This window comes from Arthrobacter sp. AG258 (assembly GCF_004364695.1).
Classification (GTDB): domain Bacteria; phylum Actinomycetota; class Actinomycetes; order Actinomycetales; family Micrococcaceae; genus Arthrobacter.
Genome location: NZ_SOBI01000015.1, coordinates 1 through 23,355, shown reverse-complemented (window position 1 = coordinate 23,355; position 23,355 = coordinate 1). Strand labels below are relative to the sequence as shown.

Annotated in this window: 25 protein-coding genes, 2 tRNA genes and 1 other RNA gene; 9 read left to right on the top strand and 19 right to left on the bottom strand. The window is 65.8% G+C overall.

Annotated features, from left to right (window positions below; translation table 11 throughout):
• Positions 1-45 precede the first annotated feature (45 nt).
• The 3 genes from orn (at position 46) to def (ending at position 1,584) form a co-directional block, all read left to right on the top strand.
• Positions 46-675, top strand: coding sequence for an oligoribonuclease (gene orn, locus DFO47_RS20690; protein WP_081624126.1), 630 nt, complete (start codon positions 46-48; stop codon positions 673-675).
• Positions 676-804: 129 nt separating this feature from the next.
• Positions 805-877, top strand: a tRNA-His gene (locus DFO47_RS20685).
• Positions 878-1,011: 134 nt separating this feature from the next.
• The gene (gene def, locus DFO47_RS20680) at positions 1,012-1,584 is read left to right on the top strand and encodes a peptide deformylase (RefSeq protein WP_133832872.1); all 573 of its coding nucleotides are present in this window, start codon (positions 1,012-1,014) and stop codon (positions 1,582-1,584) included.
• A 19-nt stretch (positions 1,585-1,603) separates the two neighbouring features.
• On the opposite strand, the gene DFO47_RS20675 is transcribed toward def, so the two are convergent.
• The 5 genes from DFO47_RS20675 to rnpB form a co-directional block, all read right to left on the bottom strand.
• Positions 1,604-2,401 (bottom strand): HNH endonuclease family protein, encoded by a 798-nt coding sequence (locus DFO47_RS20675; RefSeq protein ID WP_133832871.1) that lies wholly within the window; start codon positions 2,399-2,401, stop codon positions 1,604-1,606.
• A gap of 116 nt (positions 2,402-2,517) precedes the next feature.
• Positions 2,518-2,727 carry a hypothetical protein gene (locus DFO47_RS20670; RefSeq protein ID WP_018761610.1) on the bottom strand — a complete coding sequence of 70 codons (210 nt, stop codon included), beginning with the start codon at positions 2,725-2,727 and terminating at the stop codon, positions 2,518-2,520.
• Between the two features lie 74 nt (positions 2,728-2,801).
• Positions 2,802-4,280: a glyceraldehyde-3-phosphate dehydrogenase gene (locus DFO47_RS20665; RefSeq protein WP_081624127.1), complete on the bottom strand. Its 1,479-nt coding sequence runs from the start codon at positions 4,278-4,280 to the stop codon at positions 2,802-2,804.
• 251 nt (positions 4,281-4,531) lie between these two features.
• Positions 4,532-5,071 carry a TspO/MBR family protein gene (locus DFO47_RS20660; RefSeq protein WP_165837974.1) on the bottom strand — a complete coding sequence of 180 codons (540 nt, stop codon included), beginning with the start codon at positions 5,069-5,071 and terminating at the stop codon, positions 4,532-4,534.
• 45 nt (positions 5,072-5,116) lie between these two features.
• Positions 5,117-5,504, bottom strand: an RNA gene (gene rnpB / locus DFO47_RS20655) — RNase P RNA component class A.
• Positions 5,505-5,560: 56 nt separating this feature from the next.
• Between rnpB and DFO47_RS20650 the strand changes: the two genes are divergently transcribed.
• On the top strand, positions 5,561-6,325 hold the full coding sequence (locus tag DFO47_RS20650; RefSeq protein ID WP_133832870.1) for a peroxide stress protein YaaA: 765 nt from the start codon (positions 5,561-5,563) through the stop codon (positions 6,323-6,325).
• A gap of 12 nt (positions 6,326-6,337) precedes the next feature.
• Here DFO47_RS20650 and DFO47_RS20645 read toward each other — a convergent pair whose 3' ends face one another.
• Together DFO47_RS20645 and DFO47_RS20640 are read right to left on the bottom strand one after the other, a co-directional pair.
• Positions 6,338-7,075 carry a C4-type zinc ribbon domain-containing protein gene (locus tag DFO47_RS20645; RefSeq protein ID WP_133832869.1) on the bottom strand — a complete coding sequence of 246 codons (738 nt, stop codon included), beginning with the start codon at positions 7,073-7,075 and terminating at the stop codon, positions 6,338-6,340.
• A 98-nt stretch (positions 7,076-7,173) separates the two neighbouring features.
• A complete protein-coding gene (locus DFO47_RS20640) occupies positions 7,174-8,097 on the bottom strand; it encodes a Nif3-like dinuclear metal center hexameric protein (RefSeq protein ID WP_208294440.1) in 924 nt (307 codons plus the stop codon).
• Positions 8,098-8,195: 98 nt separating this feature from the next.
• Here DFO47_RS20640 and msrA point away from each other — a divergent pair, with 98 nt between their 5' ends.
• The 3 genes from msrA to epsC all read left to right on the top strand — a co-directional run bounded on the left by msrA (position 8,196) and on the right by epsC (position 10,346).
• The gene (msrA, locus tag DFO47_RS20635) at positions 8,196-8,720 is read left to right on the top strand and encodes a peptide-methionine (S)-S-oxide reductase MsrA (protein WP_018761616.1); all 525 of its coding nucleotides are present in this window, start codon (positions 8,196-8,198) and stop codon (positions 8,718-8,720) included.
• 64 nt (positions 8,721-8,784) lie between these two features.
• On the top strand, positions 8,785-9,720 hold the full coding sequence (gene cysK, locus DFO47_RS20630; protein WP_026264549.1) for a cysteine synthase A: 936 nt from the start codon (positions 8,785-8,787) through the stop codon (positions 9,718-9,720).
• 41 nt (positions 9,721-9,761) lie between these two features.
• Positions 9,762-10,346 (top strand): serine O-acetyltransferase EpsC, encoded by a 585-nt coding sequence (gene epsC, locus DFO47_RS20625; RefSeq protein WP_018761618.1) that lies wholly within the window; start codon positions 9,762-9,764, stop codon positions 10,344-10,346.
• 51 nt (positions 10,347-10,397) lie between these two features.
• Here epsC and DFO47_RS20620 read toward each other — a convergent pair whose 3' ends face one another.
• Together DFO47_RS20620 and gndA are read right to left on the bottom strand one after the other, a co-directional pair.
• Entirely contained in the window at positions 10,398-11,231 is an 834-nt protein-coding gene (locus DFO47_RS20620; RefSeq protein ID WP_133832868.1) for an oxidoreductase, read from the bottom strand.
• 134 nt (positions 11,232-11,365) lie between these two features.
• The gene (gene gndA, locus DFO47_RS20615; protein ID WP_133832867.1) at positions 11,366-12,802 is read right to left on the bottom strand and encodes an NADP-dependent phosphogluconate dehydrogenase; all 1,437 of its coding nucleotides are present in this window, start codon (positions 12,800-12,802) and stop codon (positions 11,366-11,368) included.
• A gap of 231 nt (positions 12,803-13,033) precedes the next feature.
• Here gndA and DFO47_RS20610 point away from each other — a divergent pair, with 231 nt between their 5' ends.
• The gene (locus DFO47_RS20610; RefSeq protein ID WP_109044432.1) at positions 13,034-13,759 is read left to right on the top strand and encodes an FCD domain-containing protein; all 726 of its coding nucleotides are present in this window, start codon (positions 13,034-13,036) and stop codon (positions 13,757-13,759) included.
• Positions 13,760-13,762: 3 nt separating this feature from the next.
• Here DFO47_RS20610 and DFO47_RS20605 read toward each other — a convergent pair whose 3' ends face one another.
• The 3 genes from DFO47_RS20605 to DFO47_RS20595 are packed head-to-tail and all read right to left on the bottom strand — an operon-like array spanning position 13,763 to position 16,544.
• Positions 13,763-14,851 carry an L-idonate 5-dehydrogenase gene (locus tag DFO47_RS20605; protein ID WP_133832866.1) on the bottom strand — a complete coding sequence of 363 codons (1,089 nt, stop codon included), beginning with the start codon at positions 14,849-14,851 and terminating at the stop codon, positions 13,763-13,765.
• Positions 14,851-15,621: an SDR family oxidoreductase gene (locus DFO47_RS20600; protein ID WP_133832865.1), complete on the bottom strand. Its 771-nt coding sequence runs from the start codon at positions 15,619-15,621 to the stop codon at positions 14,851-14,853. Before DFO47_RS20600 ends, DFO47_RS20605 begins: the two co-directional genes overlap by 1 nt.
• Positions 15,618-16,544, bottom strand: coding sequence for an NAD(P)-dependent oxidoreductase (locus tag DFO47_RS20595; RefSeq protein ID WP_133832864.1), 927 nt, complete (start codon positions 16,542-16,544; stop codon positions 15,618-15,620). Before DFO47_RS20595 ends, DFO47_RS20600 begins: the two co-directional genes overlap by 4 nt.
• Positions 16,545-16,604: 60 nt before the next feature.
• Here DFO47_RS20595 and DFO47_RS20590 point away from each other — a divergent pair, with 60 nt between their 5' ends.
• A complete protein-coding gene (locus tag DFO47_RS20590) occupies positions 16,605-17,669 on the top strand; it encodes a D-2-hydroxyacid dehydrogenase (protein ID WP_133832863.1) in 1,065 nt (354 codons plus the stop codon).
• A gap of 209 nt (positions 17,670-17,878) precedes the next feature.
• Here the strand turns inward: DFO47_RS20590 and DFO47_RS20585 are convergent, their stop codons facing one another.
• From DFO47_RS20585 to DFO47_RS20555, 7 genes are all read right to left on the bottom strand, one after another.
• Entirely contained in the window at positions 17,879-19,225 is a 1,347-nt protein-coding gene (locus DFO47_RS20585; protein ID WP_133832862.1) for an MFS transporter, read from the bottom strand.
• 157 nt (positions 19,226-19,382) lie between these two features.
• The gene (locus DFO47_RS20580; protein ID WP_018763965.1) at positions 19,383-20,180 is read right to left on the bottom strand and encodes an IclR family transcriptional regulator; all 798 of its coding nucleotides are present in this window, start codon (positions 20,178-20,180) and stop codon (positions 19,383-19,385) included.
• Between the two features lie 249 nt (positions 20,181-20,429).
• Positions 20,430-20,720 (bottom strand): hypothetical protein, encoded by a 291-nt coding sequence (locus DFO47_RS20575; protein WP_166651777.1) that lies wholly within the window; start codon positions 20,718-20,720, stop codon positions 20,430-20,432.
• Positions 20,721-20,823: 103 nt separating this feature from the next.
• Positions 20,824-20,896, bottom strand: a tRNA-Val gene (locus tag DFO47_RS20570).
• A 101-nt stretch (positions 20,897-20,997) separates the two neighbouring features.
• Positions 20,998-21,918 carry an NAD-dependent protein deacetylase gene (locus DFO47_RS20565; protein WP_133832861.1) on the bottom strand — a complete coding sequence of 307 codons (921 nt, stop codon included), beginning with the start codon at positions 21,916-21,918 and terminating at the stop codon, positions 20,998-21,000.
• Positions 21,919-21,923: 5 nt separating this feature from the next.
• Positions 21,924-22,418 (bottom strand): peroxiredoxin, encoded by a 495-nt coding sequence (locus DFO47_RS20560; protein WP_133832860.1) that lies wholly within the window; start codon positions 22,416-22,418, stop codon positions 21,924-21,926.
• Positions 22,415-22,834 carry a DUF3052 domain-containing protein gene (locus tag DFO47_RS20555; protein ID WP_133832859.1) on the bottom strand — a complete coding sequence of 140 codons (420 nt, stop codon included), beginning with the start codon at positions 22,832-22,834 and terminating at the stop codon, positions 22,415-22,417. Before DFO47_RS20555 ends, DFO47_RS20560 begins: the two co-directional genes overlap by 4 nt.
• Positions 22,835-23,355 lie beyond the last annotated feature (521 nt).

Genomic DNA, 23,355 nt, shown 5'->3' with positions numbered 1-23,355 from the left:
CTAGCATCGGCGGGGCGTCCGGGGCGGTAACGGTAGGCTGGTCCGGTGCCTATATCTAACGAACGAATCGTCTGGATCGACTGCGAAATGACCGGCCTGGACATCAAGAACGACGCCCTCATCGAGGTGGCAGCCCTGGTCACCGATTCGGAACTGAACATCCTCGGGGACGGTGTCGACGTGGTGATCAAGCCCGAGGACGCGGCCGTCGCCCAGATGTCCGACTTCGTCCGGGACATGCACACCAAGTCCGGGCTCCTGGCGGAACTCCCCCACGGCAAGACCATGGCGGAGGCTGAGGCCGCCGTCATGGAGTACATCTCCGCGTGGGTTCCGGATCCGCGGAAGGCTCCCCTGGGCGGCAACTCCGTGGGCACCGACCGGGTGTTCCTCTCCCGCGACATGCCCGCCGTCGTGGAGCACCTGCACTACCGGGTGATCGATGTCAGCACCATCAAGGAACTCTCCCGCCGCTGGTTCGCGCGGGCGTACTTCCAGTCACCGGCGAAAAAGGGCGGCCACCGGGCACTGGGCGACATCAAGGACTCCATTGATGAACTCCGCTACTACCGCGAAGCGGTGTTCGTGCCGGCGCCGGGCCCTGACAGCGCCACCGCCCAGAAGATCGCCCGGCGCATCACCAGCGGCGACGCTGCCAACCCTGCCGGCGAGTAATCTGCGCCACGTTTGGAGGAAATTTCGCGGAAATCGCCGAAAGTGGACAAAGCACCCCTTCCAAGCAGGTAAGCTATTTGAGTTGCGTTTCCAGGGAGCCGGTAACACGGCCTGACCTTGAAACACATGGTGGGCGTAGCTCAGTTGGCAGAGCGCCTGGTTGTGGTCCAGGAGGTCGCGGGTTCAACCCCCGTCGCTCACCCTCACGGGGCGGCACTTGCAGCCGTCAACAAGGAGGCCGCACCGGATATCCGGTGCGGCCTCCTTTGTTGTGTCCCACCAAGATACGTGCAGGGACGCCGGCGCTGCCGGCCCCGAAGCCGAAGGACTAATGCTATGACCGTTCTGCCGATTACCATCTGGGGCGAGCCCGTCCTGCACCGCCGGGCAGCCGAAGTCGAGGTTTTCGACGACGAACTGCGCAGCCTGATTGCCGACATGTTCGAGACCAACGACGCCGCCAACGGCGTGGGACTCGCGGCGCCGCAAGTCGGCGTGGGCAAGCGGATCTTCGTGTACAAGTACGCCAACGACGACGGCGCGCCACCGAGCGGTGTGCTGGTGAACCCTGTCCTCACCCTCTCCAAGGTTTCCGGCGCCGCCCCGGACCCGGACGAGGAAGAAGAGGGCTGCCTGTCCTTCCCGGGCGAGCAGTACCCGCTGAAGCGGGCCGAGTGGGCCCGGGTGGAAGGCTTCGACGGTTTCGGCGAGCCGGTGAAGTTCGAGGCGACGGGCTGGTTTGCCAGGGTCATCCAGCATGAATTCGACCATCTGGACGGCAAGCTGTACGTCAACCGGTTGATGGACCGCTACGCCCGGAAGGCCCTGAAACAGGCCAAGAAGAACGGGTGGGGCGTGCCAGGGCTGACCTGGATGCCCGGCGTCGATCCCGACCCGTTCGGCCACTAAGCGGTTCCCGGGCCGCCCCTCAGCCGGCGGTGATCGTTGGCTGCCCGGGGCAGGATGCCAGCACTTTCTTCATGGCATCCTTCTCCGCCGCAGTCACCCACAGGCCGTAGGCGGCCTTGACGGAGATCTGCCGGGCTACATAGTGGCAGCGGATCGCAGTGTTTTTCGGAAGCCACGTTGCGGCGTCACCGGCACCCTTTTTCTGGTTCGCCTGCCCGTCGGCGGCGATCAGGTTGAGCGGATCGTTGGCGAGGCTCTGGCGTTCCTTCGGGGTCAGGCCCTGCGCGCCCTTTTGCCAGGCGTCGCCCAGGGCCACCACATGGTCGATCTGCACCGCGCTGCTGGTGTCGGCGCCGCGGCGGAATTCAATGGCGTGTCCGGTGTACGGCTCCTGGAAATGACCGCCCGATACCTTGCAGGTGGAACCGTCGGCGAAGATGACTCCCGCGAGGTCGCGCCGCAGGATGTCGTTGCGGGTATCGCACCCGTTCCGGTCCACATCCAGCCACGCCTGGCCGAAGGCTTCCCTGCTGTAGCCGGTATTCGGCGCCCTGCCCTTCACGGCCAGGCCATCCAGGGCAGAAACGGCGGCCCCTCCCGGTACCGGATGGGGCTCCGCCACCGGCTTCATCCAAGCGGCATCGAACACCGGCGCCTCCGTCGGCCCGGCGGCCGCAGGTCCGGCTGCCGCGAACTGTCCGGCGGTGAAGAACCAGAAAAGCGCGGCCACCGCTGAGACGGCGAAGGCGGCCAGCAGACCCCAAGCCTGCCGGGACCGGCGGCAGGCACGGCGGTAGTCGGACCAGCTGACAGTCACGGCGGTGATACCGGATCACTAGTGGGAGGCACCCCACGAGCCTATGACGGGGAGCCCGGCCGGCGGCCGATATCCACACTGTGGAGGACGGGTGATCCCTCACCCGCCCGCGGCATCTACTGCTCGCGCGTGACCCTCCGGAGGTCCTCCTCCGCGGTGGCCAGGAGTTCCTCGAGTTGGCGGACACGCTCCTCGCTGGCGTCCCCGGCCTGGTGGGCGGCGCGGGCGCCCTCCAGGAGCCTGAGGGCTTCCTTGTGGTTGGCCTTCGCCACGTCGAGTGCGTGTTCGAGGGTGGTCTCGTGCTGAAGCGTCGATTCGTTGTCCATGCCACCAGTCTGGTCCGGTTTCCCGGCTGATTCCAGTGAACCAGCCGGGAATTGGCAGGACGTGTCGCTTTTGGTCAGACGGCGATGGCGGCCAGGGCGGCCGCGCTTTCCTTGGCAGGGAACGACGGCGGGTTCACGCCGGCCATCTCCTCCATGACCCGGACCACCTGGCAGCTGTAGCCAAATTCGTTGTCGTACCAGACGTAGAGGACCAGGTTCTTGTCCGTGGACACCGTGGCCAGGCCGTCAACGATGCCGGCGCGGCGGGAACCCACGAAGTCGGTGGAGACCACCTCGGGCGAGTCGATGTAGTCGATCTGCTTGCGCAGGTCCGAGTGCAGCGACATCTCGCGCAGGTAGTTGTTCACCTCATCCTTGGTGGTGCCGTTCTCTAGGCTGAGGTTCAGGATGGCCAGGGAGACGTCCGGGGTGGGAACGCGGATGGAGCTGCCGGTCAGCTTGCCCAGGAGCTCGGGCAGGGCCTTGGCCACCGCCTTGGCGGCACCGGTTTCGGTGATGACCATGTTCAGCGCGGCCGAGCGTCCGCGGCGGTCGCCCTTGTGGAAGTTGTCGATCAGGTTCTGGTCGTTGGTGAAGGAGTGCACGGTTTCCACGTGCCCGTGGATCACGCCGAACTTGTCGTTGATGGCCTTCAGGACCGGAGTGATGGCGTTGGTGGTGCAGGAGGCTGCGGACACGATCCGGTCGGAGTCGTCGATGTCCCGGTGGTTGATGCCGTGGACAATGTTCTTCAGTTCACCCTTTCCCGGAGCCGTCAACAGGACGCGTGCAACACCCTTGCTCTGGAGGTGCTGGGACAGTCCTTCGGCGTCGCGCCAGCGGCCCGTGTTGTCCACCACCAGGGCATCCTTGATTCCATAGGCGGTGTAGTCGATGGTGGCGGGATCGTTCGAGTAGATCACCTGGATACGGACGCCGTTGGCCGTAATGGTGTTGGCCTCTTCATCGATCCGGATGGTGCCCTCGAAGGAACCGTGGACCGAGTCCCGGCGGAGCAGGCTGGCCCGCTTGGAAAGGTCGTTGTCGGACCCGCGGCGGACCACGATGGCGCGCAGGCGCAGGCCGTGGCCGCCACCGGCCTTTTCGATCAGCAGGCGTGCCAGGAGCCGGCCGATGCGGCCGAAGCCGTAGAGCACCACATCGGTGCTGGTACGTTCGTCGCCGCCACGCTTGCCAACGATCTCGGCGAGTTCGGCGCGGAGGAACTCTTCAAGGGTGGCCCCGTTGCCCTCTTCCTTGAATTTCTGGTTCAGGCGGGCGATGTCGATCGCGGCGGCGCCCAGGTCCAGCCCGGCCAGCGTGTTGAGCAGCGGTGCCGTGTCCTCCAGGAGCAGTTCGTCCTTGCTCATCCGGCGCGCGAAGCGATGTGCCTTGAGGATGTTCATGGTGGACTTGTTGATCAGGCTCCGGCCGTGGATGCTGGTCACCACGTTGTTTTCCCGGTACAGCCTGCCGATCACCGGGATCATGGCCTCGGCGAGGGCCTCCCGGCCCATCCACGTATCAAGACAAGAATCAGACGTCTGGCTCACTGAAATACCTTCCTCGGGTCAGCCGTGTACGTCCTCGTACACAGATGTAGGCCACCTGATGATGTCCAGGGGCACCGGCACCTGCAGGGGTCGGCCCCCAGGCACCTGGATCGCGTGCAAAGAAAAACCGCCGGCTGCGAACGCAACTTTCGGCGGTAGAACTCCTGCGTCCGGGATCCATTCTAATTTGGCGCAGCCCCCCGAACACGCCTGCGCTGCGTGAAATCACTCACACGGCTCACCCCGTGGGCTCAGTTGTGGATGGCAGCATACAAGTTGAGGCTGGCGGAAAAGACCACCCAGGAGAAGTACGGCAACACCAGCAGCCCTGCGGTGGCGTCCACCGGGCCGAACCGGACGATCAGGAACGCCAGGGTCGCGGCCAGGGTGCAGATGACGAGGAATGCCGCCCACAAAGCCGCGGCGCCTGCCATGGGGTACATCGCGAAAAACGCCACCGGCCACGCGGCGTTGAGCACGAGTTGGACGGAGTACCCTGCCAGGGCCGGGCCGGTCAATCCACCTTTGCGCCAGACCAGCCACGCCGCGGCGGCCACCCCGACGTACAGCACCATCCAGGTGATCCGGAACATCAGCGACGGCGGCATCCACGGCGCCTTGAGCGAGCCGGCATACCAGCCCGTGGAATTGAGGATGATGGGGATCGAGGCAAGCACCCACGCCGCAGCAGACAGTCCAAGGAAGCCCGCAAAGGCGACAATTTGGGAGCGCAGGCCGGGCAAGGTTCCGGCCGTTCCGGCGGCCGGCCGGAGATCAGTAATAACGGGCACGGTCCAGCATCCCCAACACAGCGCCCAAGGTCAAACCCGGTTTTGCGGATGGGACAGCCGGTACGCCGGGTTCTGTTCTCCCCTGCCGTTGCCGGCAAGGGAGCGACGGCCATCCATCTACGAGTACCGTTGCCGGCACCCTCCAGCGGCTTACCCGGACACTCGGGCGGGCAGCCCTCGAACGTGTCCTGTCTAGCCTTGCTCCGGGTGGGGTTTACCTAGCCTTCCCGGTCACCCGGGAAGCTGGTGGTCTCTTACACCACCGTTTCACCCTTACCTGCCCTCTCCGGCCAAGGCCGGACATGCAGGCGGTCTGTTTTCTGTGGCACTGGCCTGCGGGTTACCCCGAGTGGGCGTTACCCACCACCCTGCCCTGCGGAGCCCGGACGTTCCTCGAGCCACTTGCGTGGCGCGCGGCCGTCTGGCTGTCCCATCCGGATCCAGTCTACCGGCGCCTCCGACCGCTTTTGTCGCCGGTAGGATCGGACGGTGCTGATTCTGCTACCCCCTTCCGAAGGCAAGACACCCGCGCGCCGCGGGTCCGCCGTCGACTGGCCCTCGCTGAGTTTCCCTGAGCTCAATCCCTGCCGCACCAAGGTCCTGGCGGCGCTGGAAGCGGTCAGCGGGCACCCGGACGCCCTCTCGCTGCTGGGCGTGGGCGCCTCCCTGCGGGGCGACGTCGAACGCAACACCCGCCTCCACGCTGAGCCGGCCGCGCCGGCACACAGCATCTACTCGGGGGTTCTGTATGACGCCCTGGGATACCGGAGCCTGACGCCCGCGCAGCGGCGCAAGGCCGACGAGTCCGTGCTGGTGGTCTCCGCCCTGTGGGGGGCAATCCGCTTTGGCGACAGCGTGCCCGCCTACCGGCTTTCCATGGGGACGGCATTGCCCGACGTCGGCCGGCTGGCTTCGTTCTGGAAGGCACAGCTGGATGACACGCTGGGCCGCGCCGCTGAGGGCCATCTGGTGGTTGACTGCCGTTCGAGCACCTACGCCGCCGCCTGGGCGGCGCCGCCGGAGCGTACGGTCACCGTGAACGTCTTTGCCGAAGCCGCAGGAGTCCGGAAAGTGGTGAGCCATTTCGCCAAGCACACCCGCGGCGAACTGGCCCGGCACCTGCTGGCCCGCCGCGGGAAGGCTCCGGCTGCGGCCTCGGACCTGGTGAAGGTTGCGCGCGAAAAATGGGAGGCGGAGCTTGTGCCGGGTACGGCACGCAGGCCCCATGCCCTGAACATCATCCTGCCTGGCTGAGGCGCCGGCGGTTCAGGCCCAGTCGTCCGAGCGGACCAGGATGGCGCCGGAATCCGGGCAGAACACGATGTCATCCGCCGCGGCCGCCTTGATCTCGGCAAGGTCGCCTGGGCTGAGTTTCATCCCCGAGGCCTCCGATGTCCCGTGGAAGAGCCGCGCGGCGCCCACGCCCCGCTTGGCGAGGGTCTTTTCGTAGACGGCCAGCATGCCTGCGTCAAGGCCTGCGGCAAATTCGGCGCGCCGGGCCACGAGCCCTTCGGCTTCGGCGGCCACCTCGGCGAGGGCCGCGTCCAGCTCTGCCCGGATCGTGCCGAACGAGCCTTGGATGTCATCAACGATCGCCTGCTGGGCGGCCTGCCGTTCCCGCAACGTGTCCAGCCGCTCCAGGATTTCCAGTTCCACGTCTTCGAGGTCTGAGCGCCGCTTGTTCAGCGATTCAATGTCCTTCTGCAGGGCCACAAGGTCCTTGGAGAGCCCGGTTCCGCTGTTGAGCCTGGCCTCGTCGCGTTCGATCCGCGAAGCGACCTGTTCGACGTCGGCTTCCGCCCGCTTGAGCGCGGCTTCAGCGTCATGCACGGCCACCTTGGCCGCGCCCAGTTCTCCGTTGGCCACGGACAGGGCCGCTTCGAGGTCCTTGATCCGGGGATCATTTTCGAGCGTCCGACGGCGGTTGGCGAGGCCGGTCAGCCTGGCGTCCAGTCCTTGCAGTTCGAGCAACTTCAACTGTTCCGCCGGTGCTGCCTTCGCCACTGTTACCTCCGCTTGATCCCTTCCGGCCAGGGCCGGGCACCCTATGGGCGCTTCCTAGACTCTATCGCCTGGGCTGAACCGTTGCCTCGCTGCCGGGCTCAGCCCGGCGTGAGGATGAAGTCCCAAGGATCACTGTTGGTGGTGCTGACCCGGATCTCCAGGTCGTGCCCCTGGTCCGCCAGGACGTTGCCCAGGGCTGCGGCGGCGGCCGGCAACCAGAGCCATTCACTGGCAAAGTGCGAGACGTCCACCAGGTAGGGCCGGCCGTTGAGGGCAGCTTCCCGGGCCTCGGACGCAGGGTGGTGGCGAAGGTCCGCGGTGACGTACACGTCCGCGTTGCTGGCCCTGACCTCGTTGAACAGGGAATCGCCGGCGCCGCCGCACACTGCAATCCGCCGCACCACGCCGTCCTTGTCCCCGGAAACGCGCACACCCCCGGCCACGGAGGGAAGGATGCCGAACACCCGTGCAGCGAAATCGCCCAGGCTCATGGCGTCCGCCAGGTCGCCGACCCGCCCAATGCCTTCCTCCGGCAGCCCGTTGGCCGCCGCGGTGAGCGGGGCAACATCCTGCAGTCCCAGCGCGTCGGCCAGGACATCGGAAACGCCGCCGACGGCGGAGTCGCCGTTGGTGTGCACGGTCAGCAGTGCCGTCCCCGACTCGATCAGCCGGTGGACAGCCCGTCCCTTCGCGGTGGTTGCCGCCACCGACGTGACACCTTTCAGCAGCAGCGGATGGTGGGTAATGAGGAGGGCGGCACCCCACTCAACGGCTTCTTCGATGACCTCCAGGGTGGGGTCCACCGCGAACATCACCTTGCTGACGGGCGCGGACGGGTGGCCTGCCACGAGCCCCACTTCGTCCCAGTTCTCCGCCAGCGATTCAGGCCACAGTTCCTCAACGGCAAGCAACAATTCGGCCAGGGTGGGAGCCTCGGGGGCACTGTCGTGGCCCAGCGCGTCGGAGGAGGCTTCGCCGTCGTGATCTGCCTGGCCGGTAACGTCGGTGTCCACAGGTTCCATAGTCTTAGTTTTACCCCATCGCCTTCCCGGCGCCGCATGTTGCGGTGCCGGGAAGGGCCGGCGGGAATCATCCGGGGCCGCCAACCATTGAAGAGGTCATGAAAACTTTTGTTCTTGGCGGGGGCTGCTTCTGGTGCCTCGACGCTGTCTACCAGAAGACCAGGGGCGTCACCTCGGTGGTGTCCGGTTATACCGGCGGCCACGATCCCCATCCCGACTACTACTCGGTGTGCAGCGGCACCACCGGCCACGCGGAGGTTGTGGCCGTGACCTTCGACGAGGAGGTCATTCCGGCCGAAGTCATCCTGGACATGTTCTTTGCCCTGCACGACCCCACCACGCTCAACCGCCAGGGGTACGACGTGGGTACCCAGTACCGTTCCTCCATGTTCTACGAGACCACGGAGGAAAAGATCCTGTTCGAGGAAGCGATCGAACGCAACCAGGCGCTGTGGAAGCACCCCATCGTCACCGAAGTCAGCCGCCTGCCGCGGTTCCACGTGGCGGAGGAATTCCACCAGGACTACTACGCCAAGCACCCGGAACAGGGGTACTGCCAGGTGATCATCAACCCCAAGCTGGCCAAGGCCAGGAAATATTACTCTGCATGGCTTAACGCTTAGCCTGCGTTACGCGGCCTCGTTAGGCTGACCTCAGTATTCACCCCTTAGAGATAGGCGTATGTACATGGCACGGATCTATGACGATGTAACGCAACTGGTCGGCGGGACCCCGCTGGTTCGGTTGAACCGGCTCAGCGAGGGACTGGACGCCACCGTTGCGGTCAAGCTGGAGTTCTACAACCCGGCCAACAGCGTCAAGGACCGTATCGGCGTCGCCATCATCGACGCCGCGGAAAAGTCGGGTGCACTGAAGCCCGGCGGCACCATCGTCGAGGGCACCTCCGGCAACACGGGCATCGCCCTGGCCATGGTCGGTGCCGCGCGCGGCTACAAGGTCATCCTCACCATGCCGGAAACCATGTCCACCGAACGCCGCGTCATGCTGCGCGCCTTCGGCGCCGAGATCGTGCTGACCCCGGGCTCCGAGGGTATGCGCGGAGCCGTGGAAAAGGCCCAGGAGATTGTGGCCAACACGGAGAACTCCATCTGGGCACAGCAGTTTGCCAACGAAGCCAACCCGGAGATCCACCGGAAGACCACCGCAGAAGAGGTCTGGGCCGACACCGACGGTGCCGTTGACATCTTCGTGGCGGGCGTCGGCACCGGCGGAACCATCACCGGCGTCGGACAGGTGCTGAAGGAGCGCAAGCCCGGCGTGCAGATCGTGGCCGTGGAACCCAAGGACTCCCCCATCCTGAACGGCGGCGCTCCTGGCCCGCACAAGATCCAGGGCCTCGGCGCGAACTTTGTTCCGGAACTGCTGGACACCACCGTCTACGATGAGGTCATCGACGCTTCGCTTGAGGACTCGGTCCGGGTTGCCCGCGAGCTGGGCATCAAGGAAGGCATCCTGGGCGGCATCTCCTCGGGCGCCATCGTCTGGGGTGCGCTGGAACTGGCCAAGCGCCCCGAAAACGCGGGCAAGCTGATCGTGGCCGTGGTCTGCGACTTCGGTGAGCGTTACATCTCCACCGTGCTCTATGACGACATCCGGGGCTAAGCAGACTGAGCTGCCCGCCCGTTTCCTGTAGAAAGAACTTTGTGGGCTTTTTCGCAAGACTGAAAGAAGACCTCGAGGCCGCCCGGTCCCACGACCCGGCGGCTCGAGGTTCTTTTGAGAACTTTTTCGCCTATTCCGGCCTGCACGCCATCTGGATCCATCGGCTGACCCACCGGTTGTGGCAGAACCCTGCCCTGCGTTTTCCGGCACGGCTCCTGTCGCAGCTGGGCAGGTTTGCCACCGGCATCGAGATCCATCCGGGTGCCACCATCGGCCGCAGGTTCTTCATCGACCACGGCATGGGGGTGGTGATCGGTGAGACCGCGGAAATTGGCGAGGACGTGATGATCTACCACGGCGTCACGCTGGGCGGCCGCTCGCTGGCCCGGATTAAACGCCACCCCACCATCGGGGACCGCGTGACGATCGGTGCGGGAGCCAAAATCCTGGGGCCCATTACCATTGGCCGGGACAGCGCGGTCGGTGCCAACGCGGTCGTGGTCAAGGACGCGCCGCCGGAGTCGATCGTTACCGGCGTTCCTGCCAAGTGGCGGCACCGCGATGCGCAGCGGGAAACCAAACCCGCAGTGGATCCGGCCGAATACGATATCGAGTACCGGATCTAGGGTCCGGCGTTGCCTGGACGAAGTTCGGGCCCTAGCTTGGACCCTGTCCTGTTAGCCCGGGAAGCGCTTGTAGATGTTCCACAGCACGGTGTCGAAGGCGCGGTCCGGAAGCAGCCTGCGCAGCAGCAGGATGGCCCGCGCGCCGTTGCCCACCGGGTAGCGGGTCCTGGGCCGCGGCGAGGTGGCGGCATGAACGATTGCGTCCGCTATCACGGCGGGGTGCGAGGACAACGCCGAACCGTCGGTTGAAGCCAGCGCTGCCGCCACCACCTTGGCCTGGGCGGCGTACGGTCCGGTCCCCGAATTCGCCAGCAGGCCCTCCGCGGAGATGGCGCCCCACTCGGACTGGGTGCCGCCCGGTTCGATGATGGAGACGTCGATGCCGTGTGGCTTGAGTTCTACCCGGAGCGAATCGCTAAGGCCCTCAACGGCGAACTTGGTGGCGTGGTACCAAGCGCCCAGGGGCTCGTACATCTTTCCGCCGATCGAGGAGATATTGATGATCCGCCCCCGGCCGGCGGCCCGCATGGCCGGCAGCACGAGCTGCGTCATCCGTGCCAAGCCAAACAGGTTGACGTCGAACTGCCGGCGGCCCTCCGCCAATTCGACGTCCTCAAGCGAGCCGTAGGATCCGTAGCCGGCGTTGTTGACCAGCACGTCGATCCGGCCGTGGGCCGACAAGACTTCCCCGACGGCGGCGACCATCGACGCCTCGTCCGTCACATCGAGCGCCAGGGTCCGGACGCCGTCGGCCTTGAGCGGTTCCATCTTTTCCACCCGGCGGGCACCGGCGTACACGGTGAACCCGCGCGCCGCGAGCTTCCGGGCAGCTTCGAAGCCGATTCCAGTGGACGCACCGGTAACGAAAGCGACGGGCTGGTTCATGGCGGACTCCTTGGGACGCCGCCCCGAAGGGAGGGCGGGCTGCGCGGATGAGGGGCGGTGCGGCCGGAAATGCCGACGGCCGGCGCCCCCAGAGTATCGGGAAGCGCCGGCCGCCGCGCCGGAAGCGCTGTGGGCTAGTGCGTGTCGACTGCCGAAATTTCGGACTTGTCCTCGCCCCAGAGGGTGTGGAACGTGCCTTCGGTGTCCACACGGCCGTAGGTGTGGGCGCCGAAGAGGTCGCGCTGGCCCTGGATCAGGGCAGCGGCAACGCGCTTGCGGCGCAGGCCGTCGTAGTAGGCCAGCGAGGAGGAGAACACCGGCACCGGGATGCCGAGCTGCACGGCGGTGGCTACTACCCGCCGCCACGCCGGGAGGGCGTCGCCAATGGCCTTGGTGAACGCCGGTGCGAACAGCAGGTTTGCGGGCTTCTCGTCCGCAGCGTAGGCCTTGGTGATGTCCTTGAGGAGCTCCGCGCGGATGATGCAGCCGGCGCGCCACAGGGAAGCGATTTCGTCCAGCTTGAGGTCCCAGCCGTATTCCTTGGCTGCCGAGGTCAGCATGTCCAGGCCCTGCGCGTAGGAGACCAGCTTGGAGGCGTAGAGCGCCTGGCGGACATCCTCAACGAACGTCTCGGGGATCTCAACCGTTGCCTCGTTGCCCGCCAGCAGCTCCGGGCCAAGCTTGCGCTGGGCAGCCTGGGAGGAGAGCGCACGGGCGAAGACCGATTCGGCGATGCCGGACACGGGGGAACCGAGCTCCAGGGCCGAGATCACGGTCCAGCGTCCGGTGCCCTTCTGGCCCGCGGCGTCGACGACGACATCCACGAACGGCTTGCCGGTCTTGGCGTCGACGTGGCCCAGGACCTCCGCGGAGATCTCGATCAGGAAGGACGAGAGTTCGCCCTGGTTCCATTCGGAGAAGATCTTTGCCTGCTCGGCCGGTTCGATGCCGGCACCGGAGCGCAGGAGGTCGAAGGCCTCGCCGATGACCTGCATGTCGGCGTATTCGATGCCGTTGTGGACCATTTTGACGAAGTGGCCGGCGCCATCGGTGCCAATCCACGCGCAGCAGGGCTCACCGTCCACCTTTGCCGAAATCTTTTCCAGCAGCGGACCCAGGGCCTTGTACGACTCCTTGGAGCCGCCGGGCATGATGGACGGACCATTCAAGGCACCCTCTTCGCCGCCGGAGACGCCGACGCCCACGAAGTGCAGGTCTTTCTTGGCCAGCGCGGCTTCCCGGCGGCGGGTGTCCTCGTAGTGTGAGTTGCCGGCGTCGATGATGATGTCGCCCGGTTCCAGCAGCGGTTCCAGTTGCTCGATCACCGAATCGACCGGCTTTCCGGCCTTGACCATGATCAGCACCCGGCGCGGCTTCTCGAGGGAATCGACCAGCTCCTGCAGGGATTCGGTCCGGATGAAATCGCCCTCCGAGCCGTGCTTCTCCAGCAGTGCGTCGGTCTTTTCCACCGACCGGTTGTGCAGGGCAACCGTGAACCCGTTGCGGGCGAGGTTGCGGGCAAGGTTGGCGCCCATCACTGCGAGGCCGGTGACACCGATGTGTGCAGACATCAATAACTCCAATTCATTGTTTGCCCCGGATCCAGGTTCCGGTGCGGGGTGGGACGCCGGGGCATATCAGGGGGTCGGAATAAAGCATATATATTCTGGCGGTGACGCGAAAGTAACGTCCGCGTCATGAAACCGATTGTGTCGCTGCCAGTCTAGGACTGCCGCACTCCCCTGTCCCGGCCCTCCGGGTCAGCCGGCAATCCCGCATCCGCCAGCAACTAGGCTTACAGCATGACCAGCAGCCTCCACCACCGTGCCATCGAGAACCTGGGTACCCGGATCATCTCAGGGGATCTCCCCGCCGGACACGTCATGCTCGCCGAGCAGCTGGAGGATGAACTGAAGGTTTCCCGCTCCGTAATCCGTGAAGCCGTGCGCGTCCTGCAGTCCCTGGGGCTGGTGGAAACCACCAAGCGGGTGGGGATCCGGGTGTTGCCCTCAAGCCGCTGGAACCCCTTTGACCCGCAGGTGATCCGGTGGCGGCTGGCCAGCGATGCGCGCGGAGCCCAGCTTCGCTCCCTCGCCGAACTCCGTGCCGCCGTCGAACCTGCAGCCGCCGAACTGGCGGCAGAGAACGCGCCGGCGCCGCTGCGCCTGGAACTCGTGGATGTTGCCCGCGCCATGCGGGAGGCCGGCAACAAGGGCGAGGTTGCCCGCTTCCTGGAACTGGATATCCGCTTCCATTCGCTGCTGCTCTCCGGCTCCGGCAACGAGATGTTCGCCAACCTGATGGGGCAGGTGGCCGAAACACTGACGGGCCGGACGGTACACGGCCTGATGCCGGACCATCCCCACCAGGCCGCCCTGCAGTGGCACGAAGATGTGGCAGAGGCGATCGCCAAGGGCGACGCTCCCGCTGCCCGCGAGGCATCGGACCGGATCATGCGGCGGACCATGTCACAGATGGCTGACACCTGGACGGAGCAACCGCGGGTGTTCATCCCCGTCCGGCAGTAACGGTCAGCTGCTTCCGTTCCCGTCGAAGCTGAGGAGGACTTTGCCGGAGCTGGTGGAGTCTTTGGCCACCTCGAAGGCGTGCAGGGCGTCCTCCACGGGGTATTGGTGGGTGATGACGGGGCTGATGTGCAGGGACCGGTCGGCAAGCGCCGCGATGACCTGGTCGATTTCGTCGTTGAAGCGGAAGGAGCCTTTGAGGTCCAGTTCGCGGGTGATGGCCAGCGAGATGGGCAGCGGTTGCATGCCGGTGGGCAGCAGCCCCACCATGACCACGGTCCCGCCGCGGACCGCGCCGCGGATGGCGGAGGCCAGTCCGTGGTGGTTGCCGGAGGATTCGATCACCACGTCCGCCTCCACGGCGGCGATCGCTTCGGTGTCTGCGGCGTTGATGACCTGGTCCGCGCCGACGGCCCGGGCGATCTCCAGCGGCTTGGGATGGAGGTCCACAGCGGTGATGTGCGCGGCTCCAGCGCGTTTGAGGACCGCGACAGCGAGGGCACCGATGGGCCCGGAGCCGATCACCAGCGCGGTCTTCCCGGCCACGTCCCCGGCCCGGGAGACCGCGTGCCAGGCCACGGACGCGGGCTCGACCAGGGCGGCCGTGCGCAGGTCGATGCCCCCGGGCAGGGCCCGCAGCATCCGGGCCGGCAGGTTCACGTACCGGCTGAAAGCGCCGTCGGTGTGCGGGTAGCGGGCGGCGCTGCCCAGGTACGTGCACCCGGGTGAGAGGTTGGGCCGGTCCACGGGATACCTGGCCGCGCCCGGACCCGGAGTGGCGGGGTGGACGGCGACGGCGGTACCGGGCCGCGGCCCCTGGCCGTTGGCCGCGGCGCGGACCACCACACCGGAAATCTCATGGCCCAGCACCAGGGGCGCCTTCAGGATGGACTCCCCCGCCGCACCGTGCAGCCAGTAATGCAGGTCCGACCCGCAGATCCCGCCGTACAAGACCTCAACCACGGCCTGGTCATCCGCCGGCCGGGCCAGCGGGACCTCATCGACCCGGAGGTCCCCCGCGGCGTGGGCCACCACGGCCGGCCCGGAGCCGGGCAGCGTGTTGGGGCCTGGCTGGACGGGTGTGTTCGCGGGCATCAGACCACCACCGTCATTCCGCCGTCGATGAAAATGGTCTGCCCGTTCACGAAATCCGACCCGTCCGAGGCCAGCCAGACCACCGGCCCGGCCAGGTCCGCCGGCGTGCCCCAGCGGCGGGCCGGGGTGCGGCCCAGGATCCAGGTATTGAACTGTTCGTCATCCACCAGGTTCTGCGTCATCTCGGTGTGGATATACCCCGGCGCGATCCCGTTGACCTGCAGGCCGGACCCGGCCCACTCGGCCGTCATGGCCCGGGTGAGGTTCCGCAGCCCGCCCTTGGCCGCGATGTACGGGGCGATCGTGGGGCGGGCCAGGTCCGTCTGCACCGAACAGATATTGATGATCTTGCCCCGGCCGCGCGGAATCATGCGCCGGGCCGCCTCCCGCCCCACCAGGAACGCACTGGTCAAGTCCGTGGAAATCACCCGCTCCCAATCCGCCACGTCCAACTCCAGCATCGGCACCCGATGCTGGATCCCGGCATTATTCACCAGGATCTCCAACGGACCCACATGCTCTTCGATCCACGCGATACTGCGGCCTGCCGCCTCGCCATCGGTAACGTCAAACGCGACACTATGCACCCGGCCCGGGGCATAATCGGCGGCCATCGCCGCCTCGGCCTCCTTGAGCCGCTCCCCGTCGATGCCATTCAACACAACCGTTGCACCGGCGTCCGCCAACGCCCGGGCCAGCGACGAGCCGATACCGCGGCTGGAGCCGGTCACCAACGCAACCCGGTCCGACAAATCAAAAAGTGAACTCATGGAGCCGCTGTTCCTTCCGCCGCAACTGCGGCCCTATGGCTGAGGTTGGAGATGGTTTGGCGCACTACTGCGAGGTCCTGGTCGCCAAGGCCCTGGCGCTTCAGTTCGGCGTAGAGTTCGGCGGCGGCCGTGGCGATTGGGGTTTCCGTTCCCGCTGCGCGGGCTGCGTCGAGCACGAAGGAAAGATCCTTGTGCATGAATTTTGCCGGGCCCGTGGGGGCGTAGTCCTTGCTGACCAGGCGCGGTCCGACGATATCCAGCACCCTGCTGCCGGCCAAACCGCCCGACAGGACGTCGAAGAGCGCCGCCGGTTCGAGCCCGGAACGCTCTGCCAGTTCGGCAGCCTCGGCGAGCGCCGCCGTCGTCGTCCCCACGACCAGCTGGTTGCACGCCTTCGCGAGCGACCCTGCGCCAAGGGGACCAAGGCGGCGGACGGTGGTGCCCATGGCGTGCAGGAGCGGCTCTGCCCTGCGGAACGCGGACTCCTCGCCGCCGGCCATGATGGCGAGGGTGCCGTCCGCGGCGCCCTTGGTGCCGCCGCTGACCGGGGCGTCGACAACCTGGGCGCGCCCGCCGGTGAGCTCGGTGACGCGGCGCCCGAAAACCTGGACGGCGGTGGGCGAGACACTGCTCATGACCAGCAGGACGGTCTGGGGCGCCGGCGGCTCTTTTTTCCACCGGGCAAGGAGCCCGGCCGCCGCCTCCTCGATGTGTGGCAGGTCCGGAAGCATGAAAACGATGACGGGAAGATGGCCAAGGTCTTCCACCGCGGGGACAATTGTTCCGCCGAGGTCCCGCAACCGGGCCGCTGCCCCTGGAGACCGGTTCCAGCCCGTGACCTGCCATCCGCTGCGGAGGGCGTTTGCCGCCATCAGTCCGCCCATCAATCCCAGGCCTGCAAAGCCTGCGCGTTTGTCCTCCATTTACCCAGCCTCACGTCATCGCGCTTAAAGATTTGTTCAATATCCTAGCCATGATTCAGTATGATGAACACCATGACTTCCATAACTACCGTGGCCATTGCCGTGCCGCTCGAAGCCGAGCTGGTGGAACGGATCAGGGCCGTTGATCCGTCCGTGACCGTCCTGTACGAGCCCGACCTCCTGCCGCCGGAGCGCTTCCCGGCGGACCACGCCGGAGATCCGGATTTCCGGCGGACCCCGGAACAGGAAGAACGCTATTGGGCGATGCTGAACAGCGCACAGGTCCTCTACGGATTCCCCAACGAAAGCCCGTCGGGCCTGGCCCGGGTTGCCACGGACAACGGACACCTGCGGTGGGTCCACGCCATGGCAGCCGGCGCAGGCGGCGCGGTTAAAGCGTCTGGCCTGGACCAGCAGACACTGCAAAAGTTCAAGGTCACAACGTCCGCCGGCGTGCACGCGCTTCCCCTGGCCGAGTTCGCAGCCATGGGCATCCTGAACGGGTTCAAACGCACCGCCGAGCTGGCGCTGGACCAGCGGGCCAGGAATTGGCCGGAACTCCGCACTCCCACGCGGCTGGTGAGCGGTTCCCGGCTGGTCATTGCGGGGCTCGGTGAGATCGGCCTTGAGACGGCCCGGCTTGCCCGCGCCCTGGGCATGGCCGTCAGCGGAACCAAGAGGACCCCGGAGCCCCTGGAAGGCATCGACCAGGTGACCGGAAACGACGGCCTTCCCGGCCTCCTTGCCACCGCCGATGCCGTGGTGAACACCCTTCCGGGCACCCCGTATACGGAGAAGCTGTTCAACCGGGACGTATTTGCTGCCATGAAACCCGGCACCGTCTTCGTCAACGTCGGACGCGGCACCGTGGTGGATGAGGACGCGCTGCTCGAGGCCCTGGATAATGGCCAGGTCTCCTACGCCTGCCTTGATGTCTTCGCAGTGGAACCGCTCCCCCTCGAAAGCCCGCTCTGGGGCCACCCGAAGGTTCTGGTGTCGCCGCATACGTCAGCTTTGAGCGCCGCGGAGAACAGGCTGATCACCGACCGTTTCTGCAGCAACCTGCGAACCTTCCTCGACGGCGGCGAACTCCCCCACCTCGTGGACACGGTCCACTTCTACTGACCCTTGGCCAAGGCACCGGAAAAGCCGCTGCATCCCCTGCCCAGGGGATGCAGCGGCCGTTCTTTTTGTGGCGCCGGACTGCTGCCCATCAGGCCGCAGCATCAACGGCGCCCCTCGGAACCTCCCGGCCTCCGCGATGCCGGCCGGCTTGTCTCCCGCACACGCCAAACGCCCGGCCCGGATGATCCGGACCGGGCGTCAGGCCGGCGTCAGCTGGCGTCTTCGACGAGGACCAGGTCCCGGCCGCCGGTTTCCGGCGTGAAGAACGTGGTGATGAACGAGATCAAAGCGAGGACGAGGGAGTACAGGGCGGGAACCAGCCAGGAGTGGTTGGTGGCCGCCAGCAGGGCGACGCCGATCATCGGGGCGAAGCCGCCGGCGAGGACGGCCGACAGTTCGCGGCTCAGGGCAACCCCGGTAAAGCGGTGCTGGGAACCGAACAGCTCGGGCAGAAGGGCACATTGCGGCCCGAGCATGGCCTGGACGCCGAGGGCGATGCCCACCACCATGACCACCCAGACGAGCGTGACATTGCCGAGGGTCACCAGGTAGAAGGCCGGGAGCGCGATGACCGCCTGGAACAGGGCACCGTAGCGGTAGACGGGGACACGGCCGTAGCGGTCGGACAAGGCACCGAATGCGACCACCATGACGGCGGCAAAGCCGGCCGCGATCAGCAGTCCGGTTGGTCCGATGAACTTGTCGCCCGGGAAGACACCGGCAGGCATGCTGATGAACGAAACCAGCAGGGCCGAGTAAATGGAGGAGTTTCCGTTTTCACCCATACGCAGGCCGATCCCCACCAGGACGTTCTTCTTGGAATGACGCCAGATCTGGGACACCGGGTTCTTCACCACAGCCTTGTGCTTTTCCAGTTCCTGGAAGACCGGCGTCTCCTTCAGGCGAAGGCGGATGAACACCGCAATGCCGATCAGGATGATGCTGGCAAGGAACGGCACACGCCACAGCCAGCCCTGCAGGACGGACTTGTCGGCCATGGCCATCAAGGCGAATGTTCCGGCGCCCAAGAGGGTGCCCAGCTGGATGCCAACGAAGGGCAGCGCGGCAAAGAAACCACGACGGCGGCGCGGTGCCACCTCGGAGATCAGCGTGGTGGCACCCGCCTGTTCAGCTCCGGCGCCAAGGCCCTGGATGATGCGGAGGCTCACGAGAAGGACCGCACCCAGCATTCCGGCCTGGTCGAAAGTGGGCAGGAGTCCAATGGCGAAGCTGGACATTCCCATGAGGCCGATGGTGAGGATCAGGACCATCTTGCGCCCAAACCTGTCACCAATGTGGCCAAAGACGATGCCGCCGAAGGGCCGGGCCGCAAATCCCACACCGTAGGTGGCGAAGGAGGCAATAACGGCGCCGCTTTCACCCATCGGGGCGAAGAAAAGCGGGCCGAAGATCAGCGCGGACGCCAGGCCGTAGATATAGAAGTCGTAGTACTCCAGTGCGGACCCCACGGAACTTGCAAGAGTTGCCCTTCGCAGCTGGTCGGCGTCGACGGCGGTGCCGTCCGCGGCCTGCGGTGCATTAGTACGAGTTGTCACAAGAACTCCCTCATCACGCGCCAGGCCCCCGTTGGCCTGGCGGGTCAGCAACGACACCCGAGATGTCGATCACTATGTTGAACAGAGTACAGCAAGTTGGACAACAGGCAAGCGGTTAAGCCAAAAAGTACATGCACGGTCCCTGCGGGACGCCTTCCTAGCTCATGGGATTACCCAAGGACCGTGCAAGTTCCTGAAGTTCCTTGACCATCTGCGCACCCTGCTCGGGGGTATAGGTTGCCTTCAGCGCCGTCACCGACAACCCCAGGCTGGGTCCGTGGGAGCCGCGGGTGGGGACGGCCACGCCCAGGCAGACCACGCCCGTCGTGGATTCCTCGTCCTCGAAGGCGTAGCCCTGCTCCCGGATGGACCGCAGCTGATCCTTGAGCTCGCGACCGGTCCGCAGGGACTTAGGGGTGAGGACGGGCAGCTCGGCGTCATCGGGGAACAAGGCGTCGATGTCGTGGTCGTGAAGCCTGGCGATCAAGACCTTGCCCACAGCACAGAGGGAGACCGGCATTTTGTCGCCGATGTTGGAGGTGAGCCGGACGGCCGGATGCCCCTCGTAGCGTGCCAGGTAGATGACATTGGTCCCGTCCAGCATGGCAATCCGCACCGTCTCACCGGAAAGGGTGGGCGCCTGCTCGCAGTACCGGTAGAACTCCTGGACCTCGTCCATGCGGCTGAGATACGCCGCGCCAAGTTCAACCAGCTTGCGCCCCAGCATGAATTCGGAGCCCTGCCTGCTGATGAGGCGGGCGTCCTCCAACGCCAACAGCAGGTTGGAGGTGGAGGACTTCGGGATTCCCAGCTCGCGGGCAAGGTCACTGAGCGTCAGCCGTCCCCCTGCGGACGCAGCCAGTGCCTCCAGGACGGCGGCAGCCCGGGTAACGGCAGGCGCAGGCGAAGCGCTTGCAGGCCCGTCGGAGGAACGTGGGGTGCGGGAATCGGCCATGATTCTCCTTCGGTAGGCGCATGCACTCATCAGCTCTGTCCATTCAGCTGAACACAACCCATCATAGTGGCTGGCTTGGGCGGACCTGCCGTGCCCGCCGACGCCTGGGCGATAACGCGGGCGCCTCGGGACTTTTTGTTTCCGGGAGTTCACGGTATATTCATCCCAGGCCCTCCACCGCGGCATCCCCCAATAGTCGCGGTGGAGGGTTTTCCAATGCCCCGAAGCCGGCGGACCAAGCGGGGCCGGTCAGGCCGCATCCGCTGCCGACTCCCTGCGCCGCCAGCCGCCGCCCAGGCCGTCACGCTGGAGATACATGGTAGTCAACGCGGACCGGCTGTTGTTACCCAGCCGCACCTGCAACTGCAGGACCTCCACATCCACGCCGCTGTTGCCCTTCGGCATCCGGCGGCTGGTCTCCCACCAATTGACGCGTTCGTACCACCTCACCGGCGCAGCACCCACCGCCCATTCCCTGCCGCGGCTCACCACCGCCGTCGGCATTCCCTCGCTGTCTGTGTGCACTATGACGTGTTCCATCCCTGCAACGTATGGCTGGGCACTGACAACGGGACTGGAAAAGCCGAAAAGCAAAAACCCCGCCGCCCCACCGGGAAGGCGGGACAACGGGGTTTCACATGAGTGGGTCCTACCGGGATCGAACCGATGACATCCACGGTGTAAACGTGGCGCTCTACCAGCTGAGCTAAAGACCCAAATTGCGCGGTTTCCGGCGGTAACGCCGCAACCAACGAACATAAACTCTACCCGACGTTGGACCGCAAACGCGAATCGGCCCGCCCGGGGCCTTCCCGCACTACAGGGGAGGAAGTTCAGCTGCCAGGTAGCCCAATGCCTGGCTGACCCCGGCTTCGAGTTTGATGGTTGCCTTGTCATCACCGCGGGTGGCACCCCGGTTGATGATGACCACCGGTTTTGACTGCTTGGCGGCGTGCCGCACGAACCGCAGGCCGCTCATGACCGTCAGGGAAGAACCGGCCACGACCAGGGCGGCTGCCTCGTCCACCATCGCGTAGGACCGCTCCACCCGGTCCTTGGGCACGTTTTCACCGAAGTAGACAAAGTCTGGCTTCAGGGTTCCGCCGCAGGCAGGGCAGAGCGCCACCACGAAGCTGTGGATGAGCGCCTGGTCCTCGACGGTGGCGTCAGCGTCGGGCGCCATTTCCACGAGTCCGGAAGCTGCCGCCCGCTCCAGGAAGCCGGGGTTGAGTTCCTCGAAAACACCGGCAAGGAGGCGCCTGGAATACGTCCGCCCGCAGTCCAGGCAGATCACTTGGTCATACCGGCCGTGGAGGTCGACGACGTTTGAACTGCCCGCGTCCTGGTGCAGCCGGTCGACGTTCTGGGTAATGAGTCCGGTAAGGAAACCGCGCCGCTCGAGTTCGGCTGCGGAATAGTGGCCCTGGTTTGGATCAGCATGCCGCATATGCGACCAGCCGATGTGGTTCCTGGCCCAGTATCGGCGCCGGTTGGCGGCGTCGCGGACAAACTCCTGGTAGGTCATGGGTGAACGGGGCGGCGAGTCCGGGCCGCGGTAGTCGGGGATCCCGGAATCCGTGCTGAGCCCGGCCCCGGTCAGCAGGGCGAAACGAACCCCCGCGAGCAGGTCACGGATCCGGACCAACACCTCAAGATCCGCACCCGAGGGCGGGGCCGGGGCCACCGGCGGCATGCTGGCAAAGCCCGTCAGGCCTGTCCCCCGCCGCTGCTCAGCCATCCGCCTCAGGCCTGCTTCAAATCCGCCAAAGCCGCCCGGTACTCACCGAAGTCGCGGGCTTGGCCCCGTGGGTTCACCACGCTGTACCGGACCGTGCCCTCTGCATCGATGACGAAGGTGGCCCGTTTGGCCATGCCGCTGCCGGCGTCGAACACGCCGTAGGCGCCTGCCACGGCCCCGTGCGGCCAGAAATCAGCCAGCAGGTCGAAGCCGTACCCTTCCTGGGCCGCGTAGGCGCGAAGGCTGAACTTGCTGTCAGCGGACACTGCCAGAACGACGGCATTCGAATCCTCGAACGTGGCAAGGTTGTCACGTATCTCGCAGAGCTCGCCGGTGCAGATCCCCGAGAAGGCAAACGGGTAGAACACCAAGGCCACGTTCTGTCCGCGGAAGGACGAGAGGCGCACCGGCTCACCGTACTGGTTGGCCAGCTCAAAGTCGGGCGCGGTTGTGCCCACTGCGGGAACAACTGCGGAAGCGGCCTCGACCGCTGCCGTCATTTGTTCTTCCTGCTGACCAGGCGCGCCGCGCTCCAATCCCTTGAGACACCGGCAGAGGTGGTGACATGCAGGCCGGCCGTTGGTGCGGCTTCCTGGATGTCTGCCGGCGAAACGTAACCGTCCCTGCCCGACTTGGGGGTCAGGACCCAGACAACCCCGTTTTCGCTCAGGGTAGTGAGGGAATCCATCAGGCTGTCGACGAGGTCTCCGTCCCCGTCGCGCCACCAAAGGATGACAGCGTCCGCCACCTCGTGGTCGTCCTCGTCCAGCAACTCCGAACCGGTGAGGTCTTCAATATCGTCACGCAAGTCGAAATCGACGTCGTCGTCGTAACCGAACTCCTGAATCAGATCCCCATTTTTGAAACCCAATTTTTCCGCCACATTTACCGAAGTGGCGGCGTCGGCCTCGCTCACGTGTTCCTCCAATACGTCATTAATGCGTTGTGCATAGTGATTTCCATTACTCCCAAGCCAACACCCTTTGCGCCTGCGCTTCAAGCTGCCGCCCCCGGGAGTGCGCATATTCTGCGTCACATCCAGCTGCGGCTGCGCCGGGCAAGGGTATTGGCCACACAACCAGTATGACGAACGAAATACAACAGCAGCACCTGGACCGCAGCTACGCATCGCGTTGCCGTCAGGGCTAGAGTGGCTGGTGACAACTATGCCCGCGGGACGACACCCCTGTGACTCCGGACAGGCATAGGAGCGCTAGGAAGCTGCCCGGCACACATGACCGGGCTGTTGTAACCGATACGTCGCACACGGCGTATATACGCCGGGCAGTCACCCTGCCTGGCCTGAGTGCGCCGATTCATGCGCGCAAAGAGAGGTTGGACGTGGCTGCAGGAGAAGATACCTCCCATATCCTCAGCGGGTTGACTAACCAGCTGCCTGATCGTGATCCGGAAGAGACTGCCGAGTGGGTTGAGTCC